The organism is Mucilaginibacter sp. 22184 (assembly GCF_052045695.1).
Classification (GTDB): domain Bacteria; phylum Bacteroidota; class Bacteroidia; order Sphingobacteriales; family Sphingobacteriaceae; genus Mucilaginibacter.
Genome location: NZ_JBQEPI010000001.1, coordinates 294,528 through 320,000, shown reverse-complemented (window position 1 = coordinate 320,000; position 25,473 = coordinate 294,528). Strand labels below are relative to the sequence as shown.

General features: G+C 44.2%; 23 protein-coding genes. 17 read left to right on the top strand and 6 right to left on the bottom strand.

From position 1 onward, the window contains the following. Positions 1-110 precede the first annotated feature (110 nt). From ACTJKG_RS01325 to gldD, 7 genes are all read left to right on the top strand, one after another. Entirely contained in the window at positions 111-872 is a 762-nt protein-coding gene (locus ACTJKG_RS01325; protein WP_172336051.1) for a phosphosulfolactate synthase, read from the top strand. A gap of 100 nt (positions 873-972) precedes the next feature. After that, positions 973-1,629 carry a DUF4279 domain-containing protein gene (locus ACTJKG_RS01320; protein ID WP_172336052.1) on the top strand — a complete coding sequence of 219 codons (657 nt, stop codon included), beginning with the start codon at positions 973-975 and terminating at the stop codon, positions 1,627-1,629. A gap of 460 nt (positions 1,630-2,089) precedes the next feature. Further along, complete coding sequence (locus ACTJKG_RS01315; protein WP_172336053.1) at positions 2,090-3,487, top strand: discoidin domain-containing protein; 1,398 nt, start codon at positions 2,090-2,092, stop codon at positions 3,485-3,487. A 144-nt stretch (positions 3,488-3,631) separates the two neighbouring features. Then, positions 3,632-4,363 (top strand): YoaK family protein, encoded by a 732-nt coding sequence (locus ACTJKG_RS01310; RefSeq protein WP_440738130.1) that lies wholly within the window; start codon positions 3,632-3,634, stop codon positions 4,361-4,363. 64 nt (positions 4,364-4,427) lie between these two features. Next, entirely contained in the window at positions 4,428-5,228 is an 801-nt protein-coding gene (locus ACTJKG_RS01305) for a shikimate dehydrogenase family protein (protein ID WP_172336055.1), read from the top strand. Next, complete coding sequence (locus ACTJKG_RS01300; RefSeq protein WP_172336056.1) at positions 5,225-5,908, top strand: aspartate/glutamate racemase family protein; 684 nt, start codon at positions 5,225-5,227, stop codon at positions 5,906-5,908. Before ACTJKG_RS01305 ends, ACTJKG_RS01300 begins: the two co-directional genes overlap by 4 nt. After that, positions 5,892-6,482 carry a gliding motility lipoprotein GldD gene (gldD, locus tag ACTJKG_RS01295; RefSeq protein ID WP_172336057.1) on the top strand — a complete coding sequence of 197 codons (591 nt, stop codon included), beginning with the start codon at positions 5,892-5,894 and terminating at the stop codon, positions 6,480-6,482. Before ACTJKG_RS01300 ends, gldD begins: the two co-directional genes overlap by 17 nt. Positions 6,483-6,714: 232 nt before the next feature. On the opposite strand, the gene ACTJKG_RS01290 is transcribed toward gldD, so the two are convergent. Further along, on the bottom strand, positions 6,715-8,694 hold the full coding sequence (locus ACTJKG_RS01290; protein ID WP_440738129.1) for an alpha-ketoacid dehydrogenase subunit alpha/beta: 1,980 nt from the start codon (positions 8,692-8,694) through the stop codon (positions 6,715-6,717). A 59-nt stretch (positions 8,695-8,753) separates the two neighbouring features. Between ACTJKG_RS01290 and ACTJKG_RS01285 the strand changes: the two genes are divergently transcribed. Next, on the top strand, positions 8,754-9,605 hold the full coding sequence (locus ACTJKG_RS01285; protein WP_172336059.1) for a DUF4198 domain-containing protein: 852 nt from the start codon (positions 8,754-8,756) through the stop codon (positions 9,603-9,605). 153 nt (positions 9,606-9,758) lie between these two features. Here the strand turns inward: ACTJKG_RS01285 and ACTJKG_RS01280 are convergent, their stop codons facing one another. Next, positions 9,759-10,802, bottom strand: a complete 1,044-nt coding sequence (locus ACTJKG_RS01280; protein ID WP_440738128.1) for a hypothetical protein — start codon at positions 10,800-10,802, stop codon at positions 9,759-9,761. A 267-nt stretch (positions 10,803-11,069) separates the two neighbouring features. Between ACTJKG_RS01280 and ACTJKG_RS01275 the strand changes: the two genes are divergently transcribed. From ACTJKG_RS01275 to ACTJKG_RS01240, 8 genes are all read left to right on the top strand, one after another. Further along, positions 11,070-12,125: an AAA family ATPase gene (locus ACTJKG_RS01275; RefSeq protein ID WP_172336061.1), complete on the top strand. Its 1,056-nt coding sequence runs from the start codon at positions 11,070-11,072 to the stop codon at positions 12,123-12,125. Between the two features lie 157 nt (positions 12,126-12,282). Continuing rightward, positions 12,283-13,164, top strand: coding sequence for a DUF58 domain-containing protein (locus ACTJKG_RS01270; RefSeq protein ID WP_172336062.1), 882 nt, complete (start codon positions 12,283-12,285; stop codon positions 13,162-13,164). Beyond that, the gene (locus ACTJKG_RS01265; protein ID WP_216650589.1) at positions 13,161-14,141 is read left to right on the top strand and encodes a BatD family protein; all 981 of its coding nucleotides are present in this window, start codon (positions 13,161-13,163) and stop codon (positions 14,139-14,141) included. The genes ACTJKG_RS01270 and ACTJKG_RS01265 overlap by 4 nt, the downstream gene beginning before the upstream one ends. After that, positions 14,138-15,139, top strand: a complete 1,002-nt coding sequence (locus ACTJKG_RS01260) for a vWA domain-containing protein (protein WP_172336063.1) — start codon at positions 14,138-14,140, stop codon at positions 15,137-15,139. The genes ACTJKG_RS01265 and ACTJKG_RS01260 overlap by 4 nt, the downstream gene beginning before the upstream one ends. A 118-nt stretch (positions 15,140-15,257) precedes the next feature. Further along, the gene (locus ACTJKG_RS01255) at positions 15,258-16,298 is read left to right on the top strand and encodes a VWA domain-containing protein (protein ID WP_172336064.1); all 1,041 of its coding nucleotides are present in this window, start codon (positions 15,258-15,260) and stop codon (positions 16,296-16,298) included. Beyond that, positions 16,295-17,059: a tetratricopeptide repeat protein gene (locus ACTJKG_RS01250; RefSeq protein ID WP_440738127.1), complete on the top strand. Its 765-nt coding sequence runs from the start codon at positions 16,295-16,297 to the stop codon at positions 17,057-17,059. The genes ACTJKG_RS01255 and ACTJKG_RS01250 overlap by 4 nt, the downstream gene beginning before the upstream one ends. A gap of 108 nt (positions 17,060-17,167) precedes the next feature. Then, a complete protein-coding gene (locus ACTJKG_RS01245) occupies positions 17,168-18,997 on the top strand; it encodes a BatD family protein (RefSeq protein WP_440738126.1) in 1,830 nt (609 codons plus the stop codon). A gap of 145 nt (positions 18,998-19,142) precedes the next feature. Further along, on the top strand, positions 19,143-19,892 hold the full coding sequence (locus ACTJKG_RS01240) for a tetratricopeptide repeat protein (protein WP_253952247.1): 750 nt from the start codon (positions 19,143-19,145) through the stop codon (positions 19,890-19,892). Between the two features lie 111 nt (positions 19,893-20,003). Here the strand turns inward: ACTJKG_RS01240 and ACTJKG_RS01235 are convergent, their stop codons facing one another. Continuing rightward, positions 20,004-20,894: a PfkB family carbohydrate kinase gene (locus ACTJKG_RS01235; RefSeq protein WP_172336067.1), complete on the bottom strand. Its 891-nt coding sequence runs from the start codon at positions 20,892-20,894 to the stop codon at positions 20,004-20,006. Between the two features lie 321 nt (positions 20,895-21,215). Between ACTJKG_RS01235 and ACTJKG_RS01230 the strand changes: the two genes are divergently transcribed. After that, on the top strand, positions 21,216-21,617 hold the full coding sequence (locus ACTJKG_RS01230; RefSeq protein ID WP_172336068.1) for an EthD family reductase: 402 nt from the start codon (positions 21,216-21,218) through the stop codon (positions 21,615-21,617). Between the two features lie 324 nt (positions 21,618-21,941). Here ACTJKG_RS01230 and ACTJKG_RS01225 read toward each other — a convergent pair whose 3' ends face one another. The 3 genes from ACTJKG_RS01225 to ACTJKG_RS01215 all read right to left on the bottom strand — a co-directional run bounded on the left by ACTJKG_RS01225 (position 21,942) and on the right by ACTJKG_RS01215 (position 25,439). Continuing rightward, a complete protein-coding gene (locus ACTJKG_RS01225; RefSeq protein ID WP_172336069.1) occupies positions 21,942-22,679 on the bottom strand; it encodes a heavy-metal-associated domain-containing protein in 738 nt (245 codons plus the stop codon). Between the two features lie 106 nt (positions 22,680-22,785). Further along, the gene (locus ACTJKG_RS01220) at positions 22,786-23,346 is read right to left on the bottom strand and encodes a helix-turn-helix domain-containing protein (RefSeq protein ID WP_440738125.1); all 561 of its coding nucleotides are present in this window, start codon (positions 23,344-23,346) and stop codon (positions 22,786-22,788) included. A gap of 152 nt (positions 23,347-23,498) precedes the next feature. After that, a complete protein-coding gene (locus ACTJKG_RS01215; RefSeq protein ID WP_440738124.1) occupies positions 23,499-25,439 on the bottom strand; it encodes a YfbK domain-containing protein in 1,941 nt (646 codons plus the stop codon). Positions 25,440-25,473: the final 34 nt, after the last annotated feature.

The window sequence follows — 25,473 nt, the reverse complement described above, 5'->3', positions numbered from 1 at the left end:
ACTTCATCATTTCCACATCTGAAATTAGCACAATTGCAGTATTGAGTCAGTTTTTTTTCGGATATTTGTATCGTTAGAACTTTTAGTTATAGGCTATAACCATCTATTGTATGAATTATATGATCAATGATCTTCCCGAACGCACAGCAAAACCCCGTGACAAAGGCATCACCATGGTGATGGACAAAGGATTGAGTTTAAGGCAGGTAGAGGATTTTCTGGAAATAGGTGCAGCTTATACGGATATTGTTAAACTGGGTTGGGCAACTTCATACGTTACCCCCAACTTAACCGAAAAAATAAAACTTTATCAGGACGCGGGCATTCCCGTATATTTTGGCGGTACTTTGTTCGAGGCCTTCATAGTACGCAACCAGTTTGATGATTACTGCCGCATACTGGATAAATACAAGCTGGAGCACTGTGAAGTTTCTGACGGATCTATCACTATTGAGCATGAGGTTAAATGCGATTACATCAGTAGGTTGGCTAAACAGGTTACGGTAATATCAGAAGTGGGCTCCAAGGATGTGCAAAAGATCTTCGCGCCTTATAAATGGATCAAACTGATGCAGGCCGAAATTGAGGCCGGCTCCTGGAAAGTGATAGCCGAGGCCCGCGAAAGTGGCAACGTAGGCATTTACCGCGATTCGGGTGAGGTAAGGCAGGGCCTTGTTGATGAGATCCTGACCCAGATACCCGAAGGCACGATTATTTGGGAGGCCCCGCAAAAAGCGCAGCAGGTATGGTTTATAAAACTAATTGGCGCTAATGTTAGCTTGGGCAATATCGCGCCAACAGATATTATCCCGCTGGAAACGCTACGATTAGGTATCCGCAGTGATACTTTCGACCATTTTTTGAATTTATAACTGATCTTACTATATGAATTAAGAAGTCTCCGGGTTAATTGCTGGAGGCTTTTTTTGTTTAGAGCCAATTGTATAGCTTTATCATATCAATAATCATATAATGAATTTTACAGACCAGCTTATCCGGGCCGCTTTACGGGAAATTGAACAACAAACCTGGGGAGCTACCGAACAATATATGCAAATTCATGATGTAGTACGACTTGATAGTATACCGCAAATAGTAAAGGTTGACCTGGAAAGCGAGGAAAATACCGCTATAGTGTATCTGCAGGTAGCAGGAGAGAAGTTTTACCTGGCCATTTATTTTGACACTTCGCCGGATATCGCCATCAGATATATAGGTACTGAAAGCCATCATAAAGTTTATTTGCGAGCTACCTCCGAAAACCTTACCTGGCTGCAAATAGCCGCTATGAGCTTATTAAAGCCCAGCGAAACATTTAACAAAGATGATAAAAGGGCATTTGGTAAGGCTTTATATAAATATAGCTGTGCCATTTATGAACCCAGCCCGGGGCCGGATACTTTTGAAAACAAGCTAAAAAACTTACTTAGCCATCTGGAGCAGGATGTATCGGGAGTTGAAAAACTGATCAATCATGCAGAAGCCTATATCCAGGTTGACCAGGATGTTCATAACGGGAATGGTCTTATCGGAGGACCGTATATAGATAAACTAAGTATTAAACGTATGGCAGCATTGGGATTGGAAATAGCTTTTAGCCAATACGCTACAGGTAACCCGTTTAAGTAGTATAAGTTCGGCATAAAGCTCGCTTCACGTAATTTCAACAAACACCACGCTCCCGCGAGATTAAGCGCAGCGTATCTGGTAGGTGACATGATTAAAGCTTTTCAGCTTTAGTATCAGCTGAAAGCTGAAGCCATGATTACCACGGGCTGAAAGCCCGCGGCAGCAAAAAGTAACCAAGGCTGGCGCAATAATGCGAAAACTATAAAATATCCCTTATACATTATAGTCTCCAATATCTATACATTATCTACATATTTAATCAATAATATAATTATTAAGCCACTGGAAATAAATTTTCGGAGAAATAATATAAATGATTTAATAATTATATATATTAGTAAATCGTTTTATCAATATATGATTTGTGAAGCTGAGTTAGGCGATAGGGAAAGTGCTTTTATGATTTGGCCGTATGGCGTGTATTAATTGAAACTTATTAATCAACCTTATAAAACACACTATGAAAATCAAAACTACGTTTTTGAGCGCGCTGCTGCTTGGGGCTGTTATGTCCTGTTCAAAGCAAAATCAATTAATCGGGAATGATCAGCCTGACAGTGATGCAAAGAAAAATCAAACTACCAATGCTGCCCCTGTCCTTTGGCAGGAACATTGGTTTGAACACAATCAGATAGTACATAATGTAGCCAACGATACCAGCGTTGCCGTTTATTATGATAACGATGTTAATCCAAGCATTGTATGGCCTAAAACCTACCTGGCCCAGGTTTGGAACTATACCAAAAAAACCTACGGATCTTTCGGTGCCGAATCACAGTTGTATGTGATATTGCATGCCGGTAAATATAGTGGCGGTCACCCCAGTACATATATGGATGGCAGTCACGATTACCGTAACGTGATCGACTGCGGATCATCAAGCCTGACAGCCTGGACTGCCGGAACCGGCAACGATCTTGACCTTACCACCCACGAAGTAGGGCACATTGTTGAAGGCGCTTCCAAAAATGTGCATGGCTCACCCGCATTTAATATCTGGCACGATAGCAAATGGATGGAGATGTATATTTATGACGTGTATCTTGGCCTGGGCAGAAACGATGATGCCCAACGTTGGTACAACCTGGTTTTAGGCGGTTCAGATCCCTATCCGCGTGCCAATACCCATTGGTTTAAAGATTGGTGGTACCCACTTTATACCCAACACGGAGGAACTGCAGTGCTTAATAAGTATTTTACTTTGCTGGCTGCTAATTTTCCAAAGCATGTTGTTTCAAATGGGGTAACCAATATCAATGAGTATTCCCGCGATTTGAGTTTTGGCGAGTTTGTACACTTCTGGAGTGGTGCCGCCGGTGCTGATCTGAAACAACTGGCCCTTACCGCCTTTGGAAACAAGGACGAGCAGGGTAACGACTGGACCATACAGTTGGAACAAGCCAAAGCCACATTTCCCAACGTAACTTATCCCGGAAGTACGCCAACAAATCTTACCCTTACCGTTAGTAAAGAAAACAGCGGTGGCCCGGGTGCAGCCGAGGGTTCCTTAAAATTGATCGATAACAACCTTAACTCTAAATTTTTTGTGGCTGGTTATGACACCGGTTTCTGGGCGCAGTTAAATTACCCAACGGCAGTAGTATTAAAAGGATACGCGCTAACATCCGGTAATGATGCCCCTGACCGTGACCCTAAAAGCTGGAAATTAGCAGGCTCCAATGATGGCGTTGTGTTTACCCAACTTGATGTGCGTACTAACGAAAGCTTCCCGTCCCGAAATCAAACCAAAAGTTATACGTTTAGCAATACTACCGCTTACAAGTATTATCGCCTGTACGTCACAGCTAACAACGGAAGCCCCGATTTTCAGTTGAGTGAATGGGCCGTCAGTCAATAAAAACCCCTATTTTAAATAACCCGCAGTAAATTGTAAATAAGCCGCGAAATCTCGCGGCTTATTCGTTTTTATGTCTTTCTCATTAATTTGTTTTTTATCTTGGGCATGAATATCATTTGAGCTATAAATTATAAAACAGCAGCAATGGCCACGGAAGCGGAAAACCCATCAATAGCCAATCCGGATCAGTTACCTGTACAGGTGTACTCCGATAACTCTATAGAAGTTGCGGCATTGCTTACGCTGTCTGGCGGTTTCCTGGATGTGTTTACCTATGTAGGGCATGGCGGGGTATTTGCCAATTCCATGACGGGTAACGTGGTGTTCCTGGGGATGTATATTGCTCAGGGCGACTGGCAGCAGGCCATGCACCATATTCCGCCTATTATAGCATTTTTGATCGGGGTGTTTATTGCCTACCGGATGCACCTGCCATCGGTATTAAGATATTTGCCTAAGCCCGCCTTAACTTGTTTGGGATTTGAGATCGTTGTACTCATAGCTTGCTCTTTCCTATCAGATTCTTTTCCGGATATTCCCCTGGTGCTGGCCATATCGCTGGTGGCGGCCATGCAAAATTCAAGCTTTACCAAACTGGAACAATGGACCTATAACTCCGTAATGACCACTGGCAACCTGCGCCGCTTTGCCGAAGCTTTTTTTCGGGGAACGATGCCCTCGCGTAACCCGGTTGCCTTGCGCGAAGCCAGGCTATTTGGCTTTGTTTGCGTTTGTTTTTTGGCAGGCGCTATCCTGGCTGCCTTAACTACCAAACCTATGCATGATTATGCCTTGTTTATACCCGCGGGTACTTTGCTCATCGCATTCGTTATTTGCTGGCGCAGGCAAAAAGCAAAAGTTTTATATTTTAAATAAGAGGAATCTGCCTCCCACTGCTCAATAGTTTCCATAACTTATGAAATGTTGCTAATATTACGCCATGAAACAATACGGGCTTATAGGCTACCCCCTTTCACATTCTTTTTCAAAGAAATATTTTGCCGAAAAATTCAAGAACGAGGGTATCACTGATGCCGCTTACGAGCTGTATCCGCTGGAAAATATCAAAGATCTGCAGGATCTGCTGGATGAACACCCCGACATCTGCGGCCTTAATATCACCATTCCCCATAAAGTTGCTGTGTTGCCCTTCCTGGATTGGATTGAGCATGATGCCCGCAAAGCCGGGGCGGTTAACTGTATCTGCGTAATTGCCGAAAGCCCACTGCAGGCAGCCTTTACCGGCGAAGTTGGCATCGGAGGGCATGATTTCAGGCTGGAAGGATATAATACCGACCTGTACGGTTTCGAGATGTCTATTCGTCCGCTCATTAAGGATTTTGAAGCAGAGGCTCTGGTGTTGGGTGATGGTGGCGCGGCAAAAGCGGTAAAATGTGTACTGGAAAACATGGGCATTGCCTTTAAAACGGTTACCCGCAAACCGCATCCCGATCATATTTTGTTCAGCGATCTGAAACCGCACGATATCAAACGGCATAAGATCATTATCAATACTACGCCCATAGGTACTTCGCCCAAAATTGATGAATGTCCGCCGATACCTTACGAGGGCATAACGGATGAGCATTTGCTGTACGATCTGATCTACAACCCTGAAGAAACTTTGTTTTTAAGAAAAGGCCGGGAACAAGGCGCCGCAACCAAAAACGGTTATGAGATGCTGGTATTACAAGCCGAAAGATCATGGGAGATCTGGAACGCTAAAGATAACCGGGTATGAAAAAAATTGGATTAGTTGGCGGCATAAGCTGGACATCAACTTTAGATTATTACCGCTATATAAACGAAGGGGTTAATAAGAAATTAGGCGGACTGAATTTTGCTGAATGTGTTATTTACTCCTTAAACTTTGGCGACATACAAGCCAAAAGTTGGGTTGGTAGTTTTGAATTACTACTTAATGCTTGCGAGTCTTTAAAAAAAAGCGGAGTCGACAGTATTGTTTTATGTGCTAATACCGCCCATCTGTTTGCAGACAAACTTCAGGAGACAATCCAGTTGCCCATCATTCATATAGGCGTTGAAACTGCAAAAGCAGTAAATAAACAAGGATTTAAAAAAGTAGGACTATTAGGCACAAAGTTTACAATGGAAATGGACTTTTACAGGAAAAAACTGGAAGAACATGGATTGGAGGTTTTGATTCCTGAAAAGCAAGAAACAAGAGATTTAATTCAGTATGTTGTAAAAGAAGAACTTGGCAGAGGAATAATAAAATCGACATCAAAAGAAAAATTTATTTCTGTTGTTAATGATTTAATTCAAGAGGGAGCAGAATGTATCATTTTAGGATGCACCGAAATCCCGTTATTAATTGGCCAAACAGACTTTTTAATACCTGTTTTTGACACAACAATTATTCATTCGCAAGCGGCTGTTGAATATGCAATCTCAATATAAATATGTAAGCTTGTTACTTAGCACGCTGTTGTTCTTTGCAGCATGTGGCGGTAATCATGATTATTCGCCAAAACCAAGGGGATATTACCGCATCGCTTTTCCTAAAAAAGAATACCAGGATTATAGCGCGGGCTGCCCTTATTCTTTCAGCTATCCCAAATACGCGGTTATTGAACCCGACAGGACCAAAGGGGCCAAACCATGCTGGGTGAATATGCAGTTTCCGCAATTTCATGCTACGCTGCATTTAAGCTATCAACCGGTAACATCAAAAAAAGTATTTAATGAGCTGGTAGAAGATGCCCGCACCTTCGCCTTTAAACATACGGTAAAAGCCACTTCTATTGACGAAGGCGTAATTGGATATGCCGACCGTAAGGTTTACGGCATCTATTACACCATTGATGGTAACGCGGCATCATCGGCCCAGTTTTTCCTCACGGATAGCACCAAAAATTACCTGCGCGGCGCCCTCTACTTCAACTCCGAACCCCGCCTGGATTCTATTCAACCCGTGCTTAATTTTATCAAACAGGATATTGCTGTGATGATCAAGAGTTTTAAATGGAAGTAGGATAGATGCAAGAGATAAGAATCAAGAGGTAAGACAAAAATTTAAAGTTGTCATCCTGAGCGGAGCGAAGGATCTTCTTCGGTATGCATGTTGCACAACAGATGCTCCACTTCGTTCAGCATGACAAATCATTTTGGAAAAAAGAAGGCCTGTCATCCTGAGCTTGTCGAAGGACGTGCGCAGAGGCCCGCCCACCATGCTTCGACGGAGCTCCGCATGACATCCCGGTTGATTAATAGGCAAGCAATTTCTCCACCGTTTCATCCAGCCTGGCTTTCGCCAAAAACTGGTCTTCCAGAGCTTTGTTCATGGGGATAGCGGTATCCAGGCTGCCACAGCGCATTACAGGTGCATCCAGGTATTTAAAGCAATGCTCGGCTATGTGGGCAGCTATCTCGGCGCCGAAACCACTGGTGAGCGTGTCTTCGTGCAATACCAGGGCACGGCCGGTTTTCTTTACACTTTCTTCTACCGCTTCATGATCCCAGGGCAGCAGGCTGCGCAGATCGATGATCTCAAGGGATAGTTCCGGATGTTTTTCGGCATATTCCAAAGCCCAGTGTACACCCAGTCCAAAGGTGATGATGCTGGCTTGTGTGCCTTGCTTTACTATATTGGCTTTGCCTATTTCAATCAGCACATCATTGTCGGGCACATCGCCGCTGATGCTGCGGTACAGGTATTTATGTTCAAAATAAATAACCGGGTTTGGATCGTCAATAGCGGCCAATAGTAAACCTTTAGCATCTGCCGGAAAAGCGGGATAAACCACTTTAAGTCCGGGGGTTTTGGTAAACCAGGCCTCGTTACTTTGCGAGTGGAAAGGTCCGGCGCCAGTACCTGCCCCTGTTGGCATCCGCACTACCACATCAACGGCCTGTGCCCAGCGGTAGTGTGTTTTGGCCAGGTTGTTAATGATCTGGTTAAAGCCGCAGGTTACAAAATCGGCAAACTGCATTTCAACAATAGCCTTGTAGCCGTTCAGGGCCAGGCCCATACCTGCGCCTACAATGCCCGATTCGCAAATAGGCGTGTTGCGCACGCGGGGTTTGCCAAACTCTTCCACAAAGCCCTGGGTTATTTTAAAGGCGCCGCCGTACTCGGCAATATCCTGCCCCATGATCACCAGGTTGGGGTGTTTGCGCATGGCCTGGCGCAGGCCATCACTTATGGCATCAATATAACGTTTATGCGTTGCGGGGATAGCAGCAGGTTGGCTTACCGGGAACTGGTAAGGCTGATACATGTCACGCACTTCGGTTGCTATATCTGGTATAATGTCTACCTCATTGTAAACCTTTTCAAACTCGGTTTCGATAAGGGTGGTGATCTCTTTTTTAAATACCGGGATCCATTCCGGGCGGATCACGCCTTCGTCCAGTAAATATTTCTCGAAATTAGCTACCGGGTCTTTACCTGCCCACCATTCAAATAAATTTTGCGGAACGTATTTGGTTCCCGAAGCTTCCTCATGTCCCCGCATCCGGAAGGTCATACATTCCAGCAATACAGGTCGCGGGTTTTCACGGATGCTTTCGTTGATCTCTTTAATGGTATGGTAAACTTCCAGTATGTTGTTGCCATCAATACGGCGACCTTCTATGCCATAGCCTACAGCCTTATCCACCAGTTTTAAACAGTTGTATTGCTCATTTACCGGGGTCGACAGACCATATCCGTTATTCTCAATCAAAAATATAACCGGCAGTTTCCAAACGGATGCGATGTTCAGCGCTTCATGAAAATCACCTTCACTGGTTGCGCCTTCGCCTGTAAATACCAGGGTCGATCTTTTCCGTTCGGCTAAAACATCGGCCAGGGCAATACCATCAGCCAGGGCCAGTTGCGGCCCCAGGTGCGATATCATCCCGATGATCTTATATTCCTGCGTACCGAAATGGAAGGAACGATCGCGCCCCTTGGTAAAACCTGAGGGCTTGCCCTGCCACTGCGCCATCAATCTGGAAAGCGGGATATCGCGGGTGGTAAAAACACCCAGGTTGCGGTGCATGGGCAAAATATATTCGTCGTTTTGCATGGCCAGGGTACTGCCCACAGCAATAGCTTCCTGTCCTATTCCCGAAAACCATTTGCCGATACGACCCTGACGTAAAAGGATCAGCATCTTCTCTTCGATGAGGCGCGGCAGCAACAGTTTTTTGTAAAAAAAAATTAAATTTTCGTTATTCAGGCTTTTACGGTCAAAAATCATAATGTAAAACTACTGAAGTTTTTAAAACTTTGTATGTTTGGTAATCCTATCAGATAACTATGAAACGAAACGGATTTTTACTCCTCGCATTATTATTGATCATTGGGTTTGCCGCCAGCTCACAGGATTATTTTTTATTGCCCGAAGTTTTCTATATGAAAAAAGGCGACAAGCTGAACTTGCACCTGTTAAGCGGTAATGAGTTTCAAAAAGACGCGGAATACCGGTATAAGGATGCCAAGCTCACCAAATTCATGTTGTATGAGGGATCAAAAAAAACCGATCTGACCCAGGCACCCAAAGATACAGCATCCAATATATTGAATTACAAATTAGAGAACAGCGGGATCGCCCTCATCGAGATGGTGAAAAGCGAAAGCGTAGAATCTGAAAGGAATAAATTTCTGAAATATCTGGACAACGAAGGTCTGGATAAAATAGCCGAGGATGCCAAGAACAGCAACCAGCAGTACTTTGTCGAAAAAACAAACCGGTATCTGAAAACGCTGATTTCCGTTGATAAGCCTAATGGAAAAGATTTTGATAAACCACTGGGCGAGACCTATGAAATAGTGATACAGCAAAACCCATATAAAGCCAGCTATGGCGATGATGTAACCGCTAAAATATTATTTAAAGGCCAACCCTTAAAAGATGCCGTGGTTATTGTATACACCCGGACAGTAAACGGTAATGTGTTCCCGCAAAAACTGAGCTCCGATGCCCAGGGACAGGTTTATTTTAAACTGAGCCGCGAAGGTATATACATGATCAGCTCGGTACATGTGGAAGCCTCGACCGATAAAAATGCCGACTTTGAAAGCTGGGGCGCCACTTTCACCTTCGCCTTCAGAAATGCGGATAGCTTGCCGAATACCTATAAAGAGTTTGGCTTTGGGGATAAGCATTGAGTTATATGTGCGGATGTGCAATATGTAGATGATTAAAAAATATAGTTTGTCATTCTGAGCGAAGCGAAGAATCTATTCGCAGACGTGCATATTGAAGATTAGATCCTTCACTGTGCTCAGGATGACAAGTTCGGCTTAAATCACTGACGCTACCTAAAATTTCACATATCCAAACGTTGTTAACTGCTTGCTGCTGCGGTTAGCATCTGTAATGATCAGCGCACCATCCCGGTAAAGGGTTATACCTTCCCAGTTATTTTTTGGTGCCGGGAATGCAGATGTCACCTGTTTCCAGTTTTTATCTTTCCGGTTGTTGAGCATCATAATGCGGCCATAGCTGGTGCTTTTCTTTTTCAGGTAATCCGGGTTTTGGCTGATATTATCTCCCAGATCCGGAATGCTTGTTTTTATATTTTCTTCCTGGTTTTTAAGTTGGTCGTTATTGAGGTAAGCATCATAGTCGCCATTCCAGAAGTAATTGATACCGTAGATCTTGTCGTCCTGGGTAGCGGTGATATCCGTTATCCTGAAATAAAGGAAAGGTGCTTTGATGAGCAGTGGCTTTTTGTTAAAGGAGGTATCAATGAGATAGCCTTTGCCGCCACCAGGCATGCCGTTATATTCGTAATAAGCCAGCAGTTTTTTCTCCTTAGGCAGCCAGGTTACACTTTCAAAGCCCGCGTTATTAACGCGTAATGGTCTTTTAAGAGTAGCGAAATGCATGGGATCAATAGTGATGGTATTTTGCAGGGTATCCAGTTTGCCTTTGAGCAGAAAGCAATAATCGTAAGTATCATTGGTTTCGATAGATAAATAGGCGGTGTTGTTAACGATGCTTATCGCTTCAAAACCTTCGTAGTAAGTTTTTACCGAATCGGGCAGTTGATTGAGGTTTTTAACGCGGACGGTCCGGTAAGCGGTTAAGGAAGTATCTTTACCGTTAATCACCCGGCCAATGCTATCAGCCAGTAGACTGTAAATGAAAAAGTCGCCGTCGAGTTTTGTTTCTTTATGACTGCCATATTGCGGTTCCAGGTAAACCCGTCCGGCATATAGCGTCATGCCCGAAAATTCTTCGTTTACACTGTTGATATTTAGCGGAAGAGGGATGTTTTTATATGTGCTTTGGCTGTGAGCAATGGCTGGTAAAAATACTATGCTGATGAACAACGTGAGGTATAGATATTTTTTATACATGAATATTTTAAATGGATGTTTAAAGGTAGCCAAATCGTTTAGTTTTAAAAATGCAAAGGCGATGCTAAAAGCCCAAGGCGCAAAGCCTAAAGCTTCTTTTTATATAATAATAGCTTTAGGCTTTCTGCTTTGAGCTTTAGGCTCAGGAAAACTTATATATTTACGGCAATCGACAAAAATTTAACAAATTTTAACATTTAAGAGGGCATTTTTTTTGGCGAAAAAATGTTAGTGTGAGTAAGTTTGCCTACCGAACAAAAAAGAAGCATGGAAGAATTAAAAAGTAATACCGAAAACGTTTCATCAGGCGCTGTTACGGGTAGCGTATCATATTCAACCGATATCAGGGCGCTGAATGAAATGATACAAAAAGAAAGCGCTTTTATCGATATCCTGAGAATGGAATTGGATAAGGTGATCGTTGGACAAAAATATATGGTGGAGCGATTGCTGATCGGTTTGCTGGCCGACGGGCATATCCTTTTGGAAGGTGTTCCGGGACTGGCGAAAACGCTGGCCATCAACACGCTGTCAAAAGCTATTCAGGCCGATTACAGCCGCATCCAGTTTACGCCCGATCTGTTACCCGCCGATTTGCTGGGAACGATGATATACAACCAGAAAAAAGAAGAGTTCATCGTGCGTAAAGGTCCGCTGTTCTCTAACTTTATCCTGGCCGATGAGATTAACCGTGCACCTGCCAAAGTACAAAGCGCGCTGCTGGAAGCGATGCAGGAACGCCAGGTAACTATTGGCGATAATACCTTCCCGCTGCCAAACCCGTTCCTGGTGCTGGCTACCCAGAACCCCATTGAACAGGAAGGTACCTACCCGCTGCCCGAAGCCCAGGTTGACCGTTTTATGCTTAAAGTAGTGATCGGCTACCCCGAGAAGGAGGATGAAAAAAGAATTATCCGCGCCAATATATTACCAGGCGGCATGCCAAAACCAACGGCCGTTATCAAACCCGAGGAAATTGTGCGTGCCCGCAAAATTGTAAGGGAAGTGTACATGGACGAAAAAATAGAGCAATACATTGTGGATATTGTTTTCGCTACCCGTTTCCCTGAGCAATTTAAACTGGCGCATTATAAAAACCTGATCACTTTTGGCGCGTCGCCAAGGGCCAGTATCAACCTGGCGCTGGCCGCAAAAGCTTACGCGTTCATCAAACACAGAGGTTACGTGATCCCTGAGGATGTGCGTGCTATTTGTCATGATGTACTGCGTCACCGTATAGGCTTAAGCTACGAGGCTGAAGCAGAGAACATCACCTCAGAAAATATTATTACAGGGATATTGAACGTGGTAGAAGTACCGTAAGAAAAGAATCAAGAGATAAGAACCAGGATAAAAGAATCAAGATATTAAAAGTCAGGAATCAAGAAATAAGAAGCAGTAAATGAATTGCGGCGGGAGTTTAAGATTTTGTCTTGATTCCTGACTCTTGATATCTTGATTCCTTCTCCCCCCAAACGCTATGGCTAAGGATACCAAAGAACTGCTGAAAAAAGTAAGGAAGATCGAGATCAAGACCCGGGGTTTAAGTAACCACTTATTCTCGGGCGAGTATCATTCGGCTTTTAAGGGCCGTGGTATGGCTTTTAGCGAGGTGCGCGAATACCAGCTGGGCGACGAGATCCGTACCATCGACTGGAACGTTACCGCCCGTTTTAACCACCCTTACGTAAAGGTGTTTGACGAAGAACGCGAGCTTACCTTTATGTTGCTGGTTGATGTGAGCGGCTCCGAAAACTTTGGAACGCAAAATCAACAAAAGCAGGATATAGCTACCGAGCTTTGCGCGGTGCTGGCGTTTTCGGCTATACAGAATAATGATAAGGTGGGGGTATTGTTTTTTAGCGATAAGATCGAGAAGTTTATCCCGCCCAAAAAAGGCCGCAGTCATATCCTGATGATCATTCGTGAACTGATCGACTTTAAGCCCGAAAGCAAAGGAACCAATGTTGCCGAAGCGCTAAAATTCTTTACCCGGGCTATCAAGAAAAAATGTACCGCCTTTATTATTTCCGATTTTATTAGTCCGGCTTTTGAGGACGAATTGAAGATCGCCAATAAAAAGCACGACCTGATTGCCCTGCGCCTGTATGATAAACATGAAGAAGTGTTCCCGAACCTGGGCCTCATCCCGATGCAGGATGAAGAAACCGGCGAGCTGCTTTGGATCAATACCTCCGATGAAGCCGTGCGCACAGCTTTTAAAGCCGAAGGGCTAAGGCGAAATGCACAGTTAAAGGAAACCTTTAACCGCTCTGGTGTTGATTTTACCAGCATAGGTACCCATGAATCATACGTTAAACCACTGATGACATTATTTAAAAAGCGGGAAGGCAAAAGATGATAAAGTGCTTTATAAAACACCTGCTATTGTTAACTATACTGCTTACCGGGTTTGTTTACCAAAGCAGTGCCCAAAATGTAGAAGTTGACGCCAGGATTGACCGTAAGGTTATTAAAATAGGCGAGCAAATACAACTGCACCTTACTGCCCGCATGCCGGTGAAGGATGGCGCTCAAGTTGAGTTTCCGACACTGGCAGACAGCATCGCCAGTAAAGTTTTAATAGTAAGCGGTAAAGCCGATACCGTAGTAGATAAAAATAATGCCGGTATCGAAACTATAGGGCATCATTATATCATTACTTCATTTGATAGCGGTGAGTATGTGATCCCTTCGTACGCGTTCCGTACCGCGGGTGGCGAACTTAAAACCCAGCCATTGAAACTGATAGTGGCCACCGTGGCGGTGGATACCACAAAAGCCGCTTATGACATTAAGCAGCCGCTGGTTGTTCAGTATACTTTTTTAGACTGGCTGGCTGACCACCTGGCGCTGGTGATCGGTATAGAAGCAGCTATCATCATCGGTGGGGTGATCTTCCTGATCATTTACCTGAGGAGGAAGAATAAAAAAGAGGTGGTGGTTGAAGAGCCCAAACCTATTGTACCTATCCACGTTATAGCGCTTCAAAAGCTAACCGAACTGCGTAACCGCAAGCTATGGCAGCAGGAGCAAACCAAGCAATATCATACCGAGCTTACCGATATTATGCGTGATTACCTGGAAAATCGCTATGTGATCAAAGCACATGAGCAAACTTCTGATGAGATATTTACCAGTTTGCGGTATATGGATATTACCGACGAGAACCGCAACGCGCTGCGCCAGGTACTGATACTGGCCGATTTGGTGAAATTTGCGAAGGAGAAACCAACGCCGCAGGATAACGAACAAAGTATGGATAACGCCGTAGCCTTTGTGAACAGAACGCAGCAAGCCATTCAGCCACCCATTGTAAAGCAAGAGGATAACAAATGAGCTGGTTTAAAGGAATAGAATTTGCCCACCCAGGATTTTTCTGGTTGTTTTTAACCATCCCGTTAATGGTGGCCTGGTACGTTTGGAAACAGCGCCAGCTGCAGGGTACATTGGGCGTACCTACGCTGAAAAGTTTCGCCATTAAAAAAAGCAACATGGCCCGTTTCAGGCATGTGGGTATCGTACTGAGGTCATTAGCCATTGCGGCCATAGTTGTGGCGCTGGCAAGGCCGCAATCGTCATTAAGCTGGCAAGACAGTACCACCGAGGGTATCGACATTATGATCGCCTCGGATATATCAGGCAGTATGCTGGCCGAAGATTTTAAGCCCAACCGCCTGGAAGCCGGTAAAAATATCGCTATTGACTTTATCCGGAACCGTCCCGACGACCGTATTGGTCTGGTGATCTTTAGCGGTGAAAGTTTTACGCAGTGTCCTTTGACAATTGATCATGATGTACTGATCAACGTATTCGCTGACATCAAGAACGGGATGATAGAGGATGGAACGGCCATAGGCATGGGCCTGGCCACAGCCGTAAACCGTTTAAGAACCAGCACCGCCAAAAGTAAAGTAGTTATTTTATTGACCGATGGTTCAAACAATTCAGGGTCCATTCCTCCTATTACCGCTGCCGAGATAGCCAAACAGTTTGGAGTAAGGGTTTATACCGTAGGTTTGGGTACCAATGGCTATGCGCCTTACCCTGTGCCTACACCAATGGGCATCCAATATCAGCGTATGAAAGTTGATATTGACGAGGGCACGCTGTCAAAGATAGCTACTATTACCGGTGGCAAGTATTTTAGGGCCACCAATAACGAAACACTGAGACAGATATACACACAAATAGATAAGCTGGAGAAAGCCAAGATTGATGTAACCCAGTACCGCCGCAAAACAGAAATGTTTTTGCCCTGGGCCATCATCGCGCTTGGACTATTGGCGCTCGAGTTTTTATTAAAAAATACCCTATTTAAGGGGGCGTTGACATAAGTTTCAGTATCAAGTAGTTAGTATCAAGTATCAAGATGCCTCGTTTTCTTGATATTCCTAAAAGGAAGAAAGTCTTGATACTTGATACTAACTACTTGATACCAAATAATAAAAAAAGATGCTACGTTTTGCACATACAGATATTTTATGGGGATTGCTGGTTATTCCGGTATTGATTCTGCTGTTTATTTTGGTAAGCCGCTGGAAAAGGAAGGCCATTGCCTCATTGGGCGATAAAAATGTGGTACGCCTCATGATGCCGCAGGTTTCGTTATCAAGGCCATGGCTTAAGTTTATCTTTTTTGTGGTGGCCTATGCCATGCTGATCATCGCCGCGGCCGATCCGCAGCTGGGTTCAAAAACCGAAGAAGTAAAACGCAAAGGCGCCGATCTGATGATACTGCTCGACGTATCTAACAGTATGCTGGCGCAGGACCTTGCGCCAAACCGCCTGGAAAACGCCAAACGTGCCATTTCACAACTGATCGACAGGATGCATGACGATCGTATAGGGTTGATTGTTTTTGCGGGCCAGGCCTATGTACAATTACCCATGACTACCGATTACTCGGCAGCCAAACTGTTTTTAAATACCGTAAACACCAGTATGGTACCTACACAAGGCACGGCCATAGGTGCGGCTATTGACCTGGGTGTAAGGTCACTCGACTTTAAAAACGGAACTGGTAAAGCCATGATCCTGATAACCGATGCCGAAAACCATGAAGATAATGCCATGGAGGCCGCGGCAGCAGCTAAAAGTAAGGGCGTAATGATGAATGTTATCGGTGTGGGCTCGGCAGAAGGCGCTCCTATTCCCCTTGATCCGAATGATCCGCATAGCACATTCCGTACCGATGAAACCGGTAATAAGGTGATCACCAAACTGAATGAACAAATGGGTAAGGACATTGCCGTTGCAGGCGGCGGCATCTATGTAAGAGCCAATAACTCAAACAGCGGTTTAAGCATCGTGATGGATCAGGTGGCCAAGGTACAGCGTAAGGAATATGATAATAAATCGTTCAAAGATTATGAAGACCGCTTTCAGTTTTTCCTGGCTATAGCCCTGGCTTTATTGGTGGTGGAGTTTTTTATATCAAACCGTAAAAACATGCGGTTAAGCGGGTTAAAATTATTTGAGGTTAAAAAGTCATGAAGCAATATATCATCATAGTTGTATTAGTGCTGCAGGCTTCGATACTTTTTGCCCAGCAGGAAAAAAAGTATATCAGGCAGGGGAATCAATTGTATCAGCAGCAAAATTATAAGGATGCCGAAAGCAACTACCGGGTATCCATCGGCAAACAGGGTAAAACTGTGGCCGGTAACTTTAACCTGGGCGATGCCTTGTATAAACAAAAGAAATATGCCGATGCCGGGCAACAGTTTGCCAAGATAGCCGCATCAAGCAAAAACAAAGAAGTGCTTGCCAAAGCCTATCATAACCTGGGCAACTCCATGCTGGAGTCAAACAAACTGGAAGAAAGTGTTACGGCGTATAAAAAATCATTGCTCAACAATCCACAGGATGAGGAAACACGCTATAACCTGGCCTATGCGCTGGAGAAGCTGAAACAAAAACAAAATAAGGATAAGAATAAAAACAACAAGAACAACAAAGACAAGAATAAAGATAACAAAGACAATAAGGACAAGGATAAGAAGGACAAGGATAAGAAGGATCAGGATAAAAAGAACGACGATAAGAACAAGGATAATAAAGATAACAAAGACGGACAGGATAAAAACGATCCGAACAAAAACAACGGCGGTCAGAAACCCGATCCAAATAACGTATCCAAAGAAGATGCCGAGCGGATGCTGGAAGCGCTGAACAACGACGAAAAGCAAACGCAGGATAAGCTAAAAAATAAAAAACAAAAAGGTGCCAAAGTGCACATAGAAAAGGAATGGTAATTGAGGAGTGAGAGCGAGTTGCCAGAACGGGGTTGGATGTAAGATGGGTTAATCTGGCTCTTACACCGGAATCACGCTCCCCGCCACCTGGATCAGATAAAAGAAAGAATGAAAAGAAAATACTTCATATTGTTATTACTACTGCTGAGTACAAGCATGCTTTTTGCTGCCGATATTCATTTTACTGCATCGGCAAGTAAAACGGAAGTGGGCACAACGGAGCAGTTTGAAGTAACTTTTATGGTTAATAATAACGGCGACCGTTTTACACCGCCTTCGTTTACTGGTTTTTTGGTAGTATCGGGGCCAAATGTGTCTACCAGTATGGAGGTTATCAATGGTAACTCATCTTCAAGCATGGCTATTAGCTACGTACTGATCGGGGTAAAAGAAGGGACTTATACTATTGGCCCGGCAACTATTTTTTCGGGCGGAAAGCAATTAAGTACTAAGCCACTAAAGATAAAAGTTGTAAAAGGCTCTTCATCTCAACAAAATAATAATGCTGCCGCCGCAGCTGCCCAATCGCAAAGTGCGCCCGACAGTAGGGTTACCATGAAAAGGCCAGGCACCGATATTGCTAAGTCGTTATTTATCAGGGCCGAGGTTGATAAAAGCAACGTATACCTGGGCGAGCAGATCACCTTAACTTACAAATTGTACACCAGGGTAGCTATTGTAGGCAGCGAACCTGATAAACTTCCCGATCTGAATGGCTTTTTCAGCCAGGAAATTAAAAATCCGAGTCAGAACCCAAATTGGCATGTGGAAACTTACAAAGGCGTAAAGTTCAATGTGGCCGAGATGAAAAAAAATATCCTGTTCCCCGAACATACCGGTAACATCAATATTGACCCCATATCCATGCTGTTTGTGATACGGGAGGCCGCCAAGGCAAGCGACGACGACATGTTCGGTCAGATGTTTGGCGCCTATAATGATGTTAAATACAAGATCAAAAGCGAACCTACAGTTATTCATGTAAAACCGTTACCGCCGGGAAAACCCGATGGCTTTGCCGGGGCGGTGGGCAAATTCTCCATCAGTACATCACTGGATAAAAAGGAGCTCAAGGCTAATGACCCACTCAATTACAGCATTAAAATTTCGGGTACAGGGAACCTGAAACTATTAAAGCCATTGAGCCCCGTATTCCCCGCAGATTTTGAAAAGTATGATCCCAAAACCGAGGATACCATTGCCGAAAAGGAAAGCGGCGAAACGGGCACCCGTATCTACAATTATTTGCTGATACCGCGGCACGAGGGCAATTTTAGCATCGACCCGGTTAAGTTTGCATACTTTAACCCAGCTACCGGCAAATATGTATCGCTGCCAACCCAGGGCTTCAAAATAAAGGTGAACAAAGGGACATTGGAAAACAATGTGACCGCCTTTTCGGGTAGCGATAAGCAGGATGTAAAATTGCTGAACAAGGATATCCGCTATATAAAAACCAGCGGTGATATCACCAAAAACGGCGAAGGTTTTTATGACTCAGATTTGTACTACAGCTTACTTGCTTTTGGTCCGCTGTTGTTTGTGGGTGCCTTGATATATGGTAAATGGTACGAAAGGCATAACAGCGATGTTGTAGAGGTGAAAAAACGTAAAGCAGGAAGAATTGCAGCCAAACACCTGGCCAGCGCGCAGGCGCAGTTAACGGCCAAAAACTCCAAAGCTTTTTATGAAAGTGTGTTCAGGGGCTTATATGGGTATTTAAGCGACAAGCTGAATATTGCTGCTGCTGATCTGAATCGCGAAAAAATAGCTTCGGAGCTGAAAGCACGATCGCTGGATGAAGGACTGATCAACGAGCTGCTGGATACGCTCGACTTATGCGATATGGCACGTTACGCCCCGGTATCGAGTGTATCAGAACAGCAGGTATTTGACAAAGCTAAAAGCATGATCAATGACATTGAAGATAAACTATAGATGTGCAGATATGCAGATGTGCGGATGTGCAAATGAATCACTAATTCATAAATTATTAAGGATGTATAGATGTGCGGATGTGCAAATGTGCGGATGTGCAAATGTGTCTGGCAACACGAAACCGGTTTCACGCACTTTATTACGCATGATTTATTTGTTATTGCTTATCATATCGCCCCTGTTGGCTTTCGGCGATGATGCTACATCTGCGCTATTTAAAAAAGGTAATGCCGAATATGCCAAAGCGCAATACCCGGCGGCCATAGCCTCCTACCAGAAACTGGTTGATGGGGGGTATCGCTCGGTAGCGGTTTACTTTAATTTGGGTAATGCCTATTACAAAAACGGCGATATACCATCGGCACTGCTGTATTATGAAAAGGCGCACAAACTTTCGCCGGGCGATGAAGATATCCATATCAACCTTCAGCTGGCCAATTTGAAAACTACTGATAAGTTGGAAGAAGCACCTGAGTTTTTTATTACCAAATGGTGGCATGGCTTTATCCTGGCCTGCTCCCTCGGTACACTGGCTGTACTGAGCGTGCTATTGATATTGGCTGGTTCGGGCCTGTTGATCCTTTACCGTTTCACTTTATCAGTTACGGTTAAGAAAGTATCCTTTTACTCGGCTATAGCGTTGGTGTTTTTAGGACTGGCTTGCATTTTTGTGGCCGGTAGGCAGGCTGATTATTTCGACAGTCATCACGAGGCTATTGTTTTCAGCGGTTCGGTAACCATCAAAAGTGAACCTACCCTGAAGTCGAAAGATCTGTTTGTACTACACGATGGCACCAAGGTAGATATCCTGGAGCATAGTAACGATTGGGTAAAGATCAGGCTATCCAACGGCAACGAAGGCTGGATAAGCGCTACAGATATCAGGGAGATATAAGGAGATGGCGGTCCATAGTCGATGGACCATAGACCATGGTTTTATTGCAACTCGACCATGATTTATTAGTTATAGACCATCGACTATGGTCCATGGTCTATCGACCATCAACTATAAACAGCAAATGTTTTTCTCGCCCACTTCCAACAAATTCAGTACATCCTCTTTAGTGCCGGTAAATGGTCCCGATGATTCTATTTTAAAGCTGGCCATGGCTGCCGCGAATTCGCCGGCTTCCTGGAATGCAGCTCCTTTGATGCGTTGATATAAGTATCCGGCCATATAGGTATCGCCGCAGCCGGTGGCGTCAACAACCGCTGTGGGGATGTAGGCGGGTACACTGTAAAACAAACCGCCGGCATAAATTACCGAACCCATGCTGCCCAGGGTGATCACTACTTCCTTCACGCCCCAGTCGGCCAGTACCAACGCGCCTTTTTTAATATCTGTAAGGCCGGTGAGGGCTTCCAGCTCATGCTCGTTAACTTTTAAAATATCGATGTATTGCAGGGCTTCTTTTTTGGCAGGCCAATCAACCGGGATCACGTTTTTGTCTTCTACCTTACGTAAATAGCCTTGAGCATCTAATGATACCCTGCCGCGGCTGCTCAGTTCTTTGATGAGGCTAACGGGGATATCATCAGCCAAAAGCGGACCGAGGTGAAATATTTGCGCGTCGATCCCCTGCAGTTGTTCAACAGTAAAAGGATCGGCTTTCTGCAACACGCGCTGGGTGCGGTGGTCCTGATTGCCGGAGTAAATATTCTCGAAATATACGGTATGGGCGCAGGTTGATGCATGTACTTCGGTCCCTTTGGCGCGTAAAGCGTCAACGGTTGGCATTTCATTTTCGGCAAGCGAAGTTACCAGCGTATAGCTCACATCCATATTACGGATGGCGCTCGAAAAGTAAAAAGATGTACCGCCGGCCATGTGTTTAACCGCCTGTGGTGTCACCACTTTATCCAAAGTAATATGCCCTATGCAACAAATATCGTACATGAAATTCCCCTTTTATTAACCAAAGCCCCTGTTATTTTATACCCGGAGCAAACCGCAAAGTTAGATAATAAGATGGTTTTTAAATGTATAATGCTGGTTACATGCAAAAAAATGACATATAGTGGGTAGTTTTAAAATAGATTTTTACCCAGTTGATTCATAAATAAAAGCTGATCAGCCCTTAAGGTGTAATGTTTCCGGGCGTCTGTGCGTATACCTAAAAACCGGTATTTTGCAGATCAATTGTATTGAATGCTGCTGAAAATTAGGCTGATCCTCACTTTTTTCAATATATTTAAAATTAACCTTAAAAACCATAAAATGAAAGCAAAAACAATTCTATTGCTCCTGTTTTTGGGTCTTTCTGTAAGTTGCCTGCAAGCTCAAACTACAGATGCACCCAAAGTAAAAAAAGGCATGATCAAAGTAACGGTCCTTTACCCCAACGGCGAAGGAAAAACGTTTGACATGGACTACTACACCAAGAACCATATGCCGCTGATGGCAAAATTCTTTAACCTGAAAATTTACGCTATTGATAAAGGGATATCAAGCGGAACACCTGGCACTCCGGTTCCGTTCCTGGCCATTGGTTACCTGTATTTTGATAAGCTTTCTGATTATGAAACTGCCCTTGCAAAGCATCTGGACGAGATCAGAGCCGATTTTCCTAAGTACACCAATGTTACGCCACTTATCCAGATCAGCGAAGTGGTTCAATAATATTCAAGCAGATAATTCCGCAAAATATTGCGTATATTTGTATGTATAAACAGCCCGGTTTTCCGTCAAAAGAGGAAAGCCGGGCTGTTTTGTTAAGTGAGAATAGAGCCCAAAAACCAATCGTTTGGGGTGTGGTTTTTTGATAGTCAATATTTTAAGACTTTTTAAACCTTTCAAAACCCGTCAAAAATTTGTTAAAAAGTGTTAAAATCGATGGTTTGGAGCGAATTTTCGAGTGTTTTTGAGCCATTTTTATCCTGTTTTGGGCAAAAAAAGTGTTAAAATTTAAGGTTTAAAAAGTTTTTTGGGTAACCTGCAGGTTTCTTAAAGGAGGGTCACCAACGTTACCCCACTCATCACGATCATCAGGGCATCTTCCACGATTGTAACGGTGCTCATGGGCAGATTAAAAACTGCTCCGAGGCAGGCACACTGAATTTTGCGTTTGTTTAGTACACTTTGCAGCACGCCGATCAAACTCATGGTCATCACCACAAAAGTGACTACATTCACCGCCAAAGGCAGAATATCCAGGGCGAAGGCTAAACCCAGTCCCAGCTCCACAAAAGCATAAATATAACCCCATGCCCTAAAGCGTTTGGCTACAATATCATACATGGAGTAACTATCGGCAAATCCCTGCAGGTTAAGTAGTTTAAAAAAGGAAAAAGTGAGGAAAAAGCCGCTCATAAACACGCGCATGGCCGTCATGGTCATAAAGCCGTGCTCCATATACCCGGCTATAATAGCGATGGTTAAAATATAGGCGAAAATGAGCAGAATGGGTTTGTAGGTGGCCAGCCAGCTGTGGTTTTCCCCGTCCATATCCATAGGCATGGCTTGATGAGTATTTTGTACTTCACTGAGCTGGTATTTGGGGTAATCTTTCAGGGCATCCTGTAAAGCAGCAGTTGGAATATGTTGAGCCATGGTGATATCCGCGGTACCTTCTGCAAGAGAAATATCTACCTTTTGCACATCTTTCAGTTGGGATAGCAGGGTTTGTACTTTATTTTGACAACCGCCGCAGGTCATGCCGGTTATTTGATAAGTATGTGTCATGATTTGTGTGATTAAATTGATAACACAAATTTACCCACAGCACGGCTGGTTGGCCTTACAGAATTATGGATGGATGTTATAAGATTTTTATCGTAGAAGAGTCCGCTTATACATCATCGATATTTTTGCGGTGATGACTTTGCAGCCCCTTAAATTGCGATGGCGTTAGCCCGGTTACCTGTTTAAACTGGGCCGAAAGGTGCGCCACGCTGCTGTAACCTAATTGGTAGGAGATCTCAGACAGGCTCAGCTCGTTATAGATCAATAGTTCTTTTACCCTTTCAGTTTTTTGGGCAATGTAATATTTTTCGATGGTGGTACCCTCTACAGACGAAAACAGGTTGCTCAGGTAGCTGTAATCATGATGCAGATGATCAGCCAATATTGCCGAGAGCTTTAGTGTTTTGGTAGTATCGGTATAATGCACCAGTTTAATGATCTCCGTTTTTATCTGTTCTATCAGTCGACTTTTCTGGTTGTCGATCAGTTCAAAACCCAGCGATGTAAGGGATTTTTCCAGCTCCTTGATTTGTTGTGCTTCCGGGTTTTGCTTCAGTGATACTTCGCCAAGTTCTATGCTTAATGGTTCCAGACCGGCTTTTTCGAGTTCGGTTTGCACCGCCATTTTGCAGCGGTTACATACCATGTTTTTGATGTACAGTTTCACAGAATTCAGATGTGCAAATATGTAGATGTGCAAATATGCAGATTTCAGATGTGCAAATGCCCCGATTTCGGATTTGAAAGACGAATTATGACCTCAAATCCATTATTACCACATTTACAATCCGCACATCTGCATATTTGCACATTTGCAATCTACTCTTCCGCTGCTAAAACCTTGTTGTTTGGGCTCAGCAGTTTGGCGCTTTCGGCCAGTTTAATGAACTCGGCCCGATAGCCTTCACTGTCGTCGCCTTTAGCTGCACGGGCCATTTTAATAGCCTGATCATAGGTGGCATGCTGTTTGAATTGCGAATCGCGCAGCAACATCCCAAACTCAGCTACAGCGGCCGCGAACCTAAAATCAGTTGAGGTGGAATTTAAGGCTACAGGTTTATCATAAACTTCCACATGGCTCATTTTACTAACGGATGAGGTTGGCTGTTTGTACCGGAACTTGATGGTCAGCATTTCATCAGATGAACTGGTATAAGCTACGGACTTTGGTTTTTGATATTTAAGCGGATCAACACTGCCCGAGTAATCATCTTTAACACCGGCAGGCACTAACTCATAAAAAGCGGTTACGGTATGGCCAGATCCCATATCGCCTGCATCTTTTTTATCGTTGTTAAAATCCTCCTTGTTCAGGGCGCGGTTTTCGTAACCCAGTAAACGGTAAGCCTGTACTTTGGCAGGATTAAATTCTACCTGTAGTTTTACGTCCTTGGCAATGGTAAACAGGGTACCACCAAATTCGCTGATGAGGGTTTTGCGGGCCTCGGTAATATTATCGATATAAGCATAGTTGCCATTGCCTTTATCGGCCAGGGTTTCCATTTTACTGTCTTTATAGTTACCCATGCCAAAGCCCAAAACGGATAAGGATATACCGCTTTCGCGTTCTTTCTCAATCAGTTTTTCCATATCGTCATCGCTGGATGCGCCTACGTTAAAATCACCGTCGGTAGCCAGCATTACGCGGTTATTACCACCTTTCATGAAGTTTTCCATGGCAATTTTGTAGGCCAGTTTAATGCCAGCGCCACCAGCTGTTGAGCCGCCTGCCTGCAGGTTATCAATAGCGTTGTTAATGGTGGTCTTTTTGTCGCCCGATGTAGCCGGTAATACCACCCCTGCTGCGCCGGCGTATACTACAATGGCCACTCTGTCTTGCGGACGTAATTGGTTAACCAGCATTTTTAAGGACGATTGTACCAATGGCAATTTGTTGGGTTCATACATCGATCCCGATACATCTATCAAAAATACCAGGTTGGAGGCGGGCAGTTTATCATTAGCGATGGTTTTTGCTTTTAAACCGATACGTAACAAGCGGTGATTGCTATTCCATGGTGCGGCAGAAAGTTCGGTATGGATTGCAACCGGCTCGTTATTGGTTGGCCCAGCCAGGTTATAATGAAAATAATTGATCATTTCTTCAACCCGAACCGCATCAGCAGGAGGCAGTTGCCCGTTGTTGATAAAACGCCTTACGTTGCTGTAGGAGGCCGCGTCAACATCAACGGAAAAAGTAGATAGAGGCTCGCTTTCAACGGTTTTGAAACCATTTTCATTGATGCCTTTATAGCTTTCATTGTCAGCAGCAGGAGCGGGTGCTACCGGTGCATTCATAATTTGAAAAGCCTTGTTGGAGTGCCTTGTGGTCTTGCTAACAGCAAGCCCGGCTACCGGGGCCGAGTACTTTTTATCGGCTTGCGGCGCAATGATCGTGGCTACAGACCCGGTTACACTGCTTTTGTGCTGCACGCCATAACCTACAACTACCACTTCGTTTAAAGCTTGGCTTGATGCTTTCAGATGAACGTCCAGCGTATTGCTTTTGCCGATCTTTATAGTTTGCGACTCAAAGCCTACAAAACTGAAAGTAAGTTTGCTTTTGCCTTCGGGTAGATCAATAGTATAATGCCCTTTGATATCGGTCTGCGTACCTTGATGACCGCCTGTTACGATTACCTGTGCGCCGGGCAGAGCCTGGTTTTTATCGTCATAAACCGTTCCGCTGATGTGGCGTGCGGAGGCAGGCTTAAATCCGGTTAAGCCTGCGAGTATTAAAATGAATAGTAGCTGTTTCATTTGATAATTATTGATTTACTGATTTAGTGAATTA

Coding starts and splice junctions, on each gene's coding strand:
- ACTJKG_RS01315 (WP_172336053.1), top strand. CDS start 2,090: ATGAAAATCAAAACTACGTTTTTGAGCGCGCTGCTGCTTGGGGCTGTT.
- ACTJKG_RS01215 (WP_440738124.1), bottom strand. CDS start 25,439: ATGAAACAGCTACTATTCATTTTAATACTCGCAGGCTTAACCGGATTT.
- gldD (WP_172336057.1), top strand. CDS start 5,892: ATGCAATCTCAATATAAATATGTAAGCTTGTTACTTAGCACGCTGTTG.
- ACTJKG_RS01325 (WP_172336051.1), top strand. CDS start 111: ATGAATTATATGATCAATGATCTTCCCGAACGCACAGCAAAACCCCGT.
- ACTJKG_RS01240 (WP_253952247.1), top strand. CDS start 19,143: ATGATTTATTTGTTATTGCTTATCATATCGCCCCTGTTGGCTTTCGGC.
- ACTJKG_RS01250 (WP_440738127.1), top strand. CDS start 16,295: ATGAAGCAATATATCATCATAGTTGTATTAGTGCTGCAGGCTTCGATA.
- ACTJKG_RS01300 (WP_172336056.1), top strand. CDS start 5,225: ATGAAAAAAATTGGATTAGTTGGCGGCATAAGCTGGACATCAACTTTA.
- ACTJKG_RS01320 (WP_172336052.1), top strand. CDS start 973: ATGAATTTTACAGACCAGCTTATCCGGGCCGCTTTACGGGAAATTGAA.
- ACTJKG_RS01285 (WP_172336059.1), top strand. CDS start 8,754: ATGAAACGAAACGGATTTTTACTCCTCGCATTATTATTGATCATTGGG.
- ACTJKG_RS01225 (WP_172336069.1), bottom strand. CDS start 22,679: ATGACACATACTTATCAAATAACCGGCATGACCTGCGGCGGTTGTCAA.
- ACTJKG_RS01290 (WP_440738129.1), bottom strand. CDS start 8,694: ATGATTTTTGACCGTAAAAGCCTGAATAACGAAAATTTAATTTTTTTT.
- ACTJKG_RS01245 (WP_440738126.1), top strand. CDS start 17,168: ATGAAAAGAAAATACTTCATATTGTTATTACTACTGCTGAGTACAAGC.
- ACTJKG_RS01255 (WP_172336064.1), top strand. CDS start 15,258: ATGCTACGTTTTGCACATACAGATATTTTATGGGGATTGCTGGTTATT.
- ACTJKG_RS01265 (WP_216650589.1), top strand. CDS start 13,161: ATGATAAAGTGCTTTATAAAACACCTGCTATTGTTAACTATACTGCTT.
- ACTJKG_RS01275 (WP_172336061.1), top strand. CDS start 11,070: ATGGAAGAATTAAAAAGTAATACCGAAAACGTTTCATCAGGCGCTGTT.
- ACTJKG_RS01305 (WP_172336055.1), top strand. CDS start 4,428: ATGAAACAATACGGGCTTATAGGCTACCCCCTTTCACATTCTTTTTCA.
- ACTJKG_RS01230 (WP_172336068.1), top strand. CDS start 21,216: ATGAAAGCAAAAACAATTCTATTGCTCCTGTTTTTGGGTCTTTCTGTA.
- ACTJKG_RS01235 (WP_172336067.1), bottom strand. CDS start 20,894: ATGTACGATATTTGTTGCATAGGGCATATTACTTTGGATAAAGTGGTG.
- ACTJKG_RS01270 (WP_172336062.1), top strand. CDS start 12,283: ATGGCTAAGGATACCAAAGAACTGCTGAAAAAAGTAAGGAAGATCGAG.
- ACTJKG_RS01260 (WP_172336063.1), top strand. CDS start 14,138: ATGAGCTGGTTTAAAGGAATAGAATTTGCCCACCCAGGATTTTTCTGG.
- ACTJKG_RS01310 (WP_440738130.1), top strand. CDS start 3,632: ATGGCCACGGAAGCGGAAAACCCATCAATAGCCAATCCGGATCAGTTA.
- ACTJKG_RS01280 (WP_440738128.1), bottom strand. CDS start 10,802: ATGTATAAAAAATATCTATACCTCACGTTGTTCATCAGCATAGTATTT.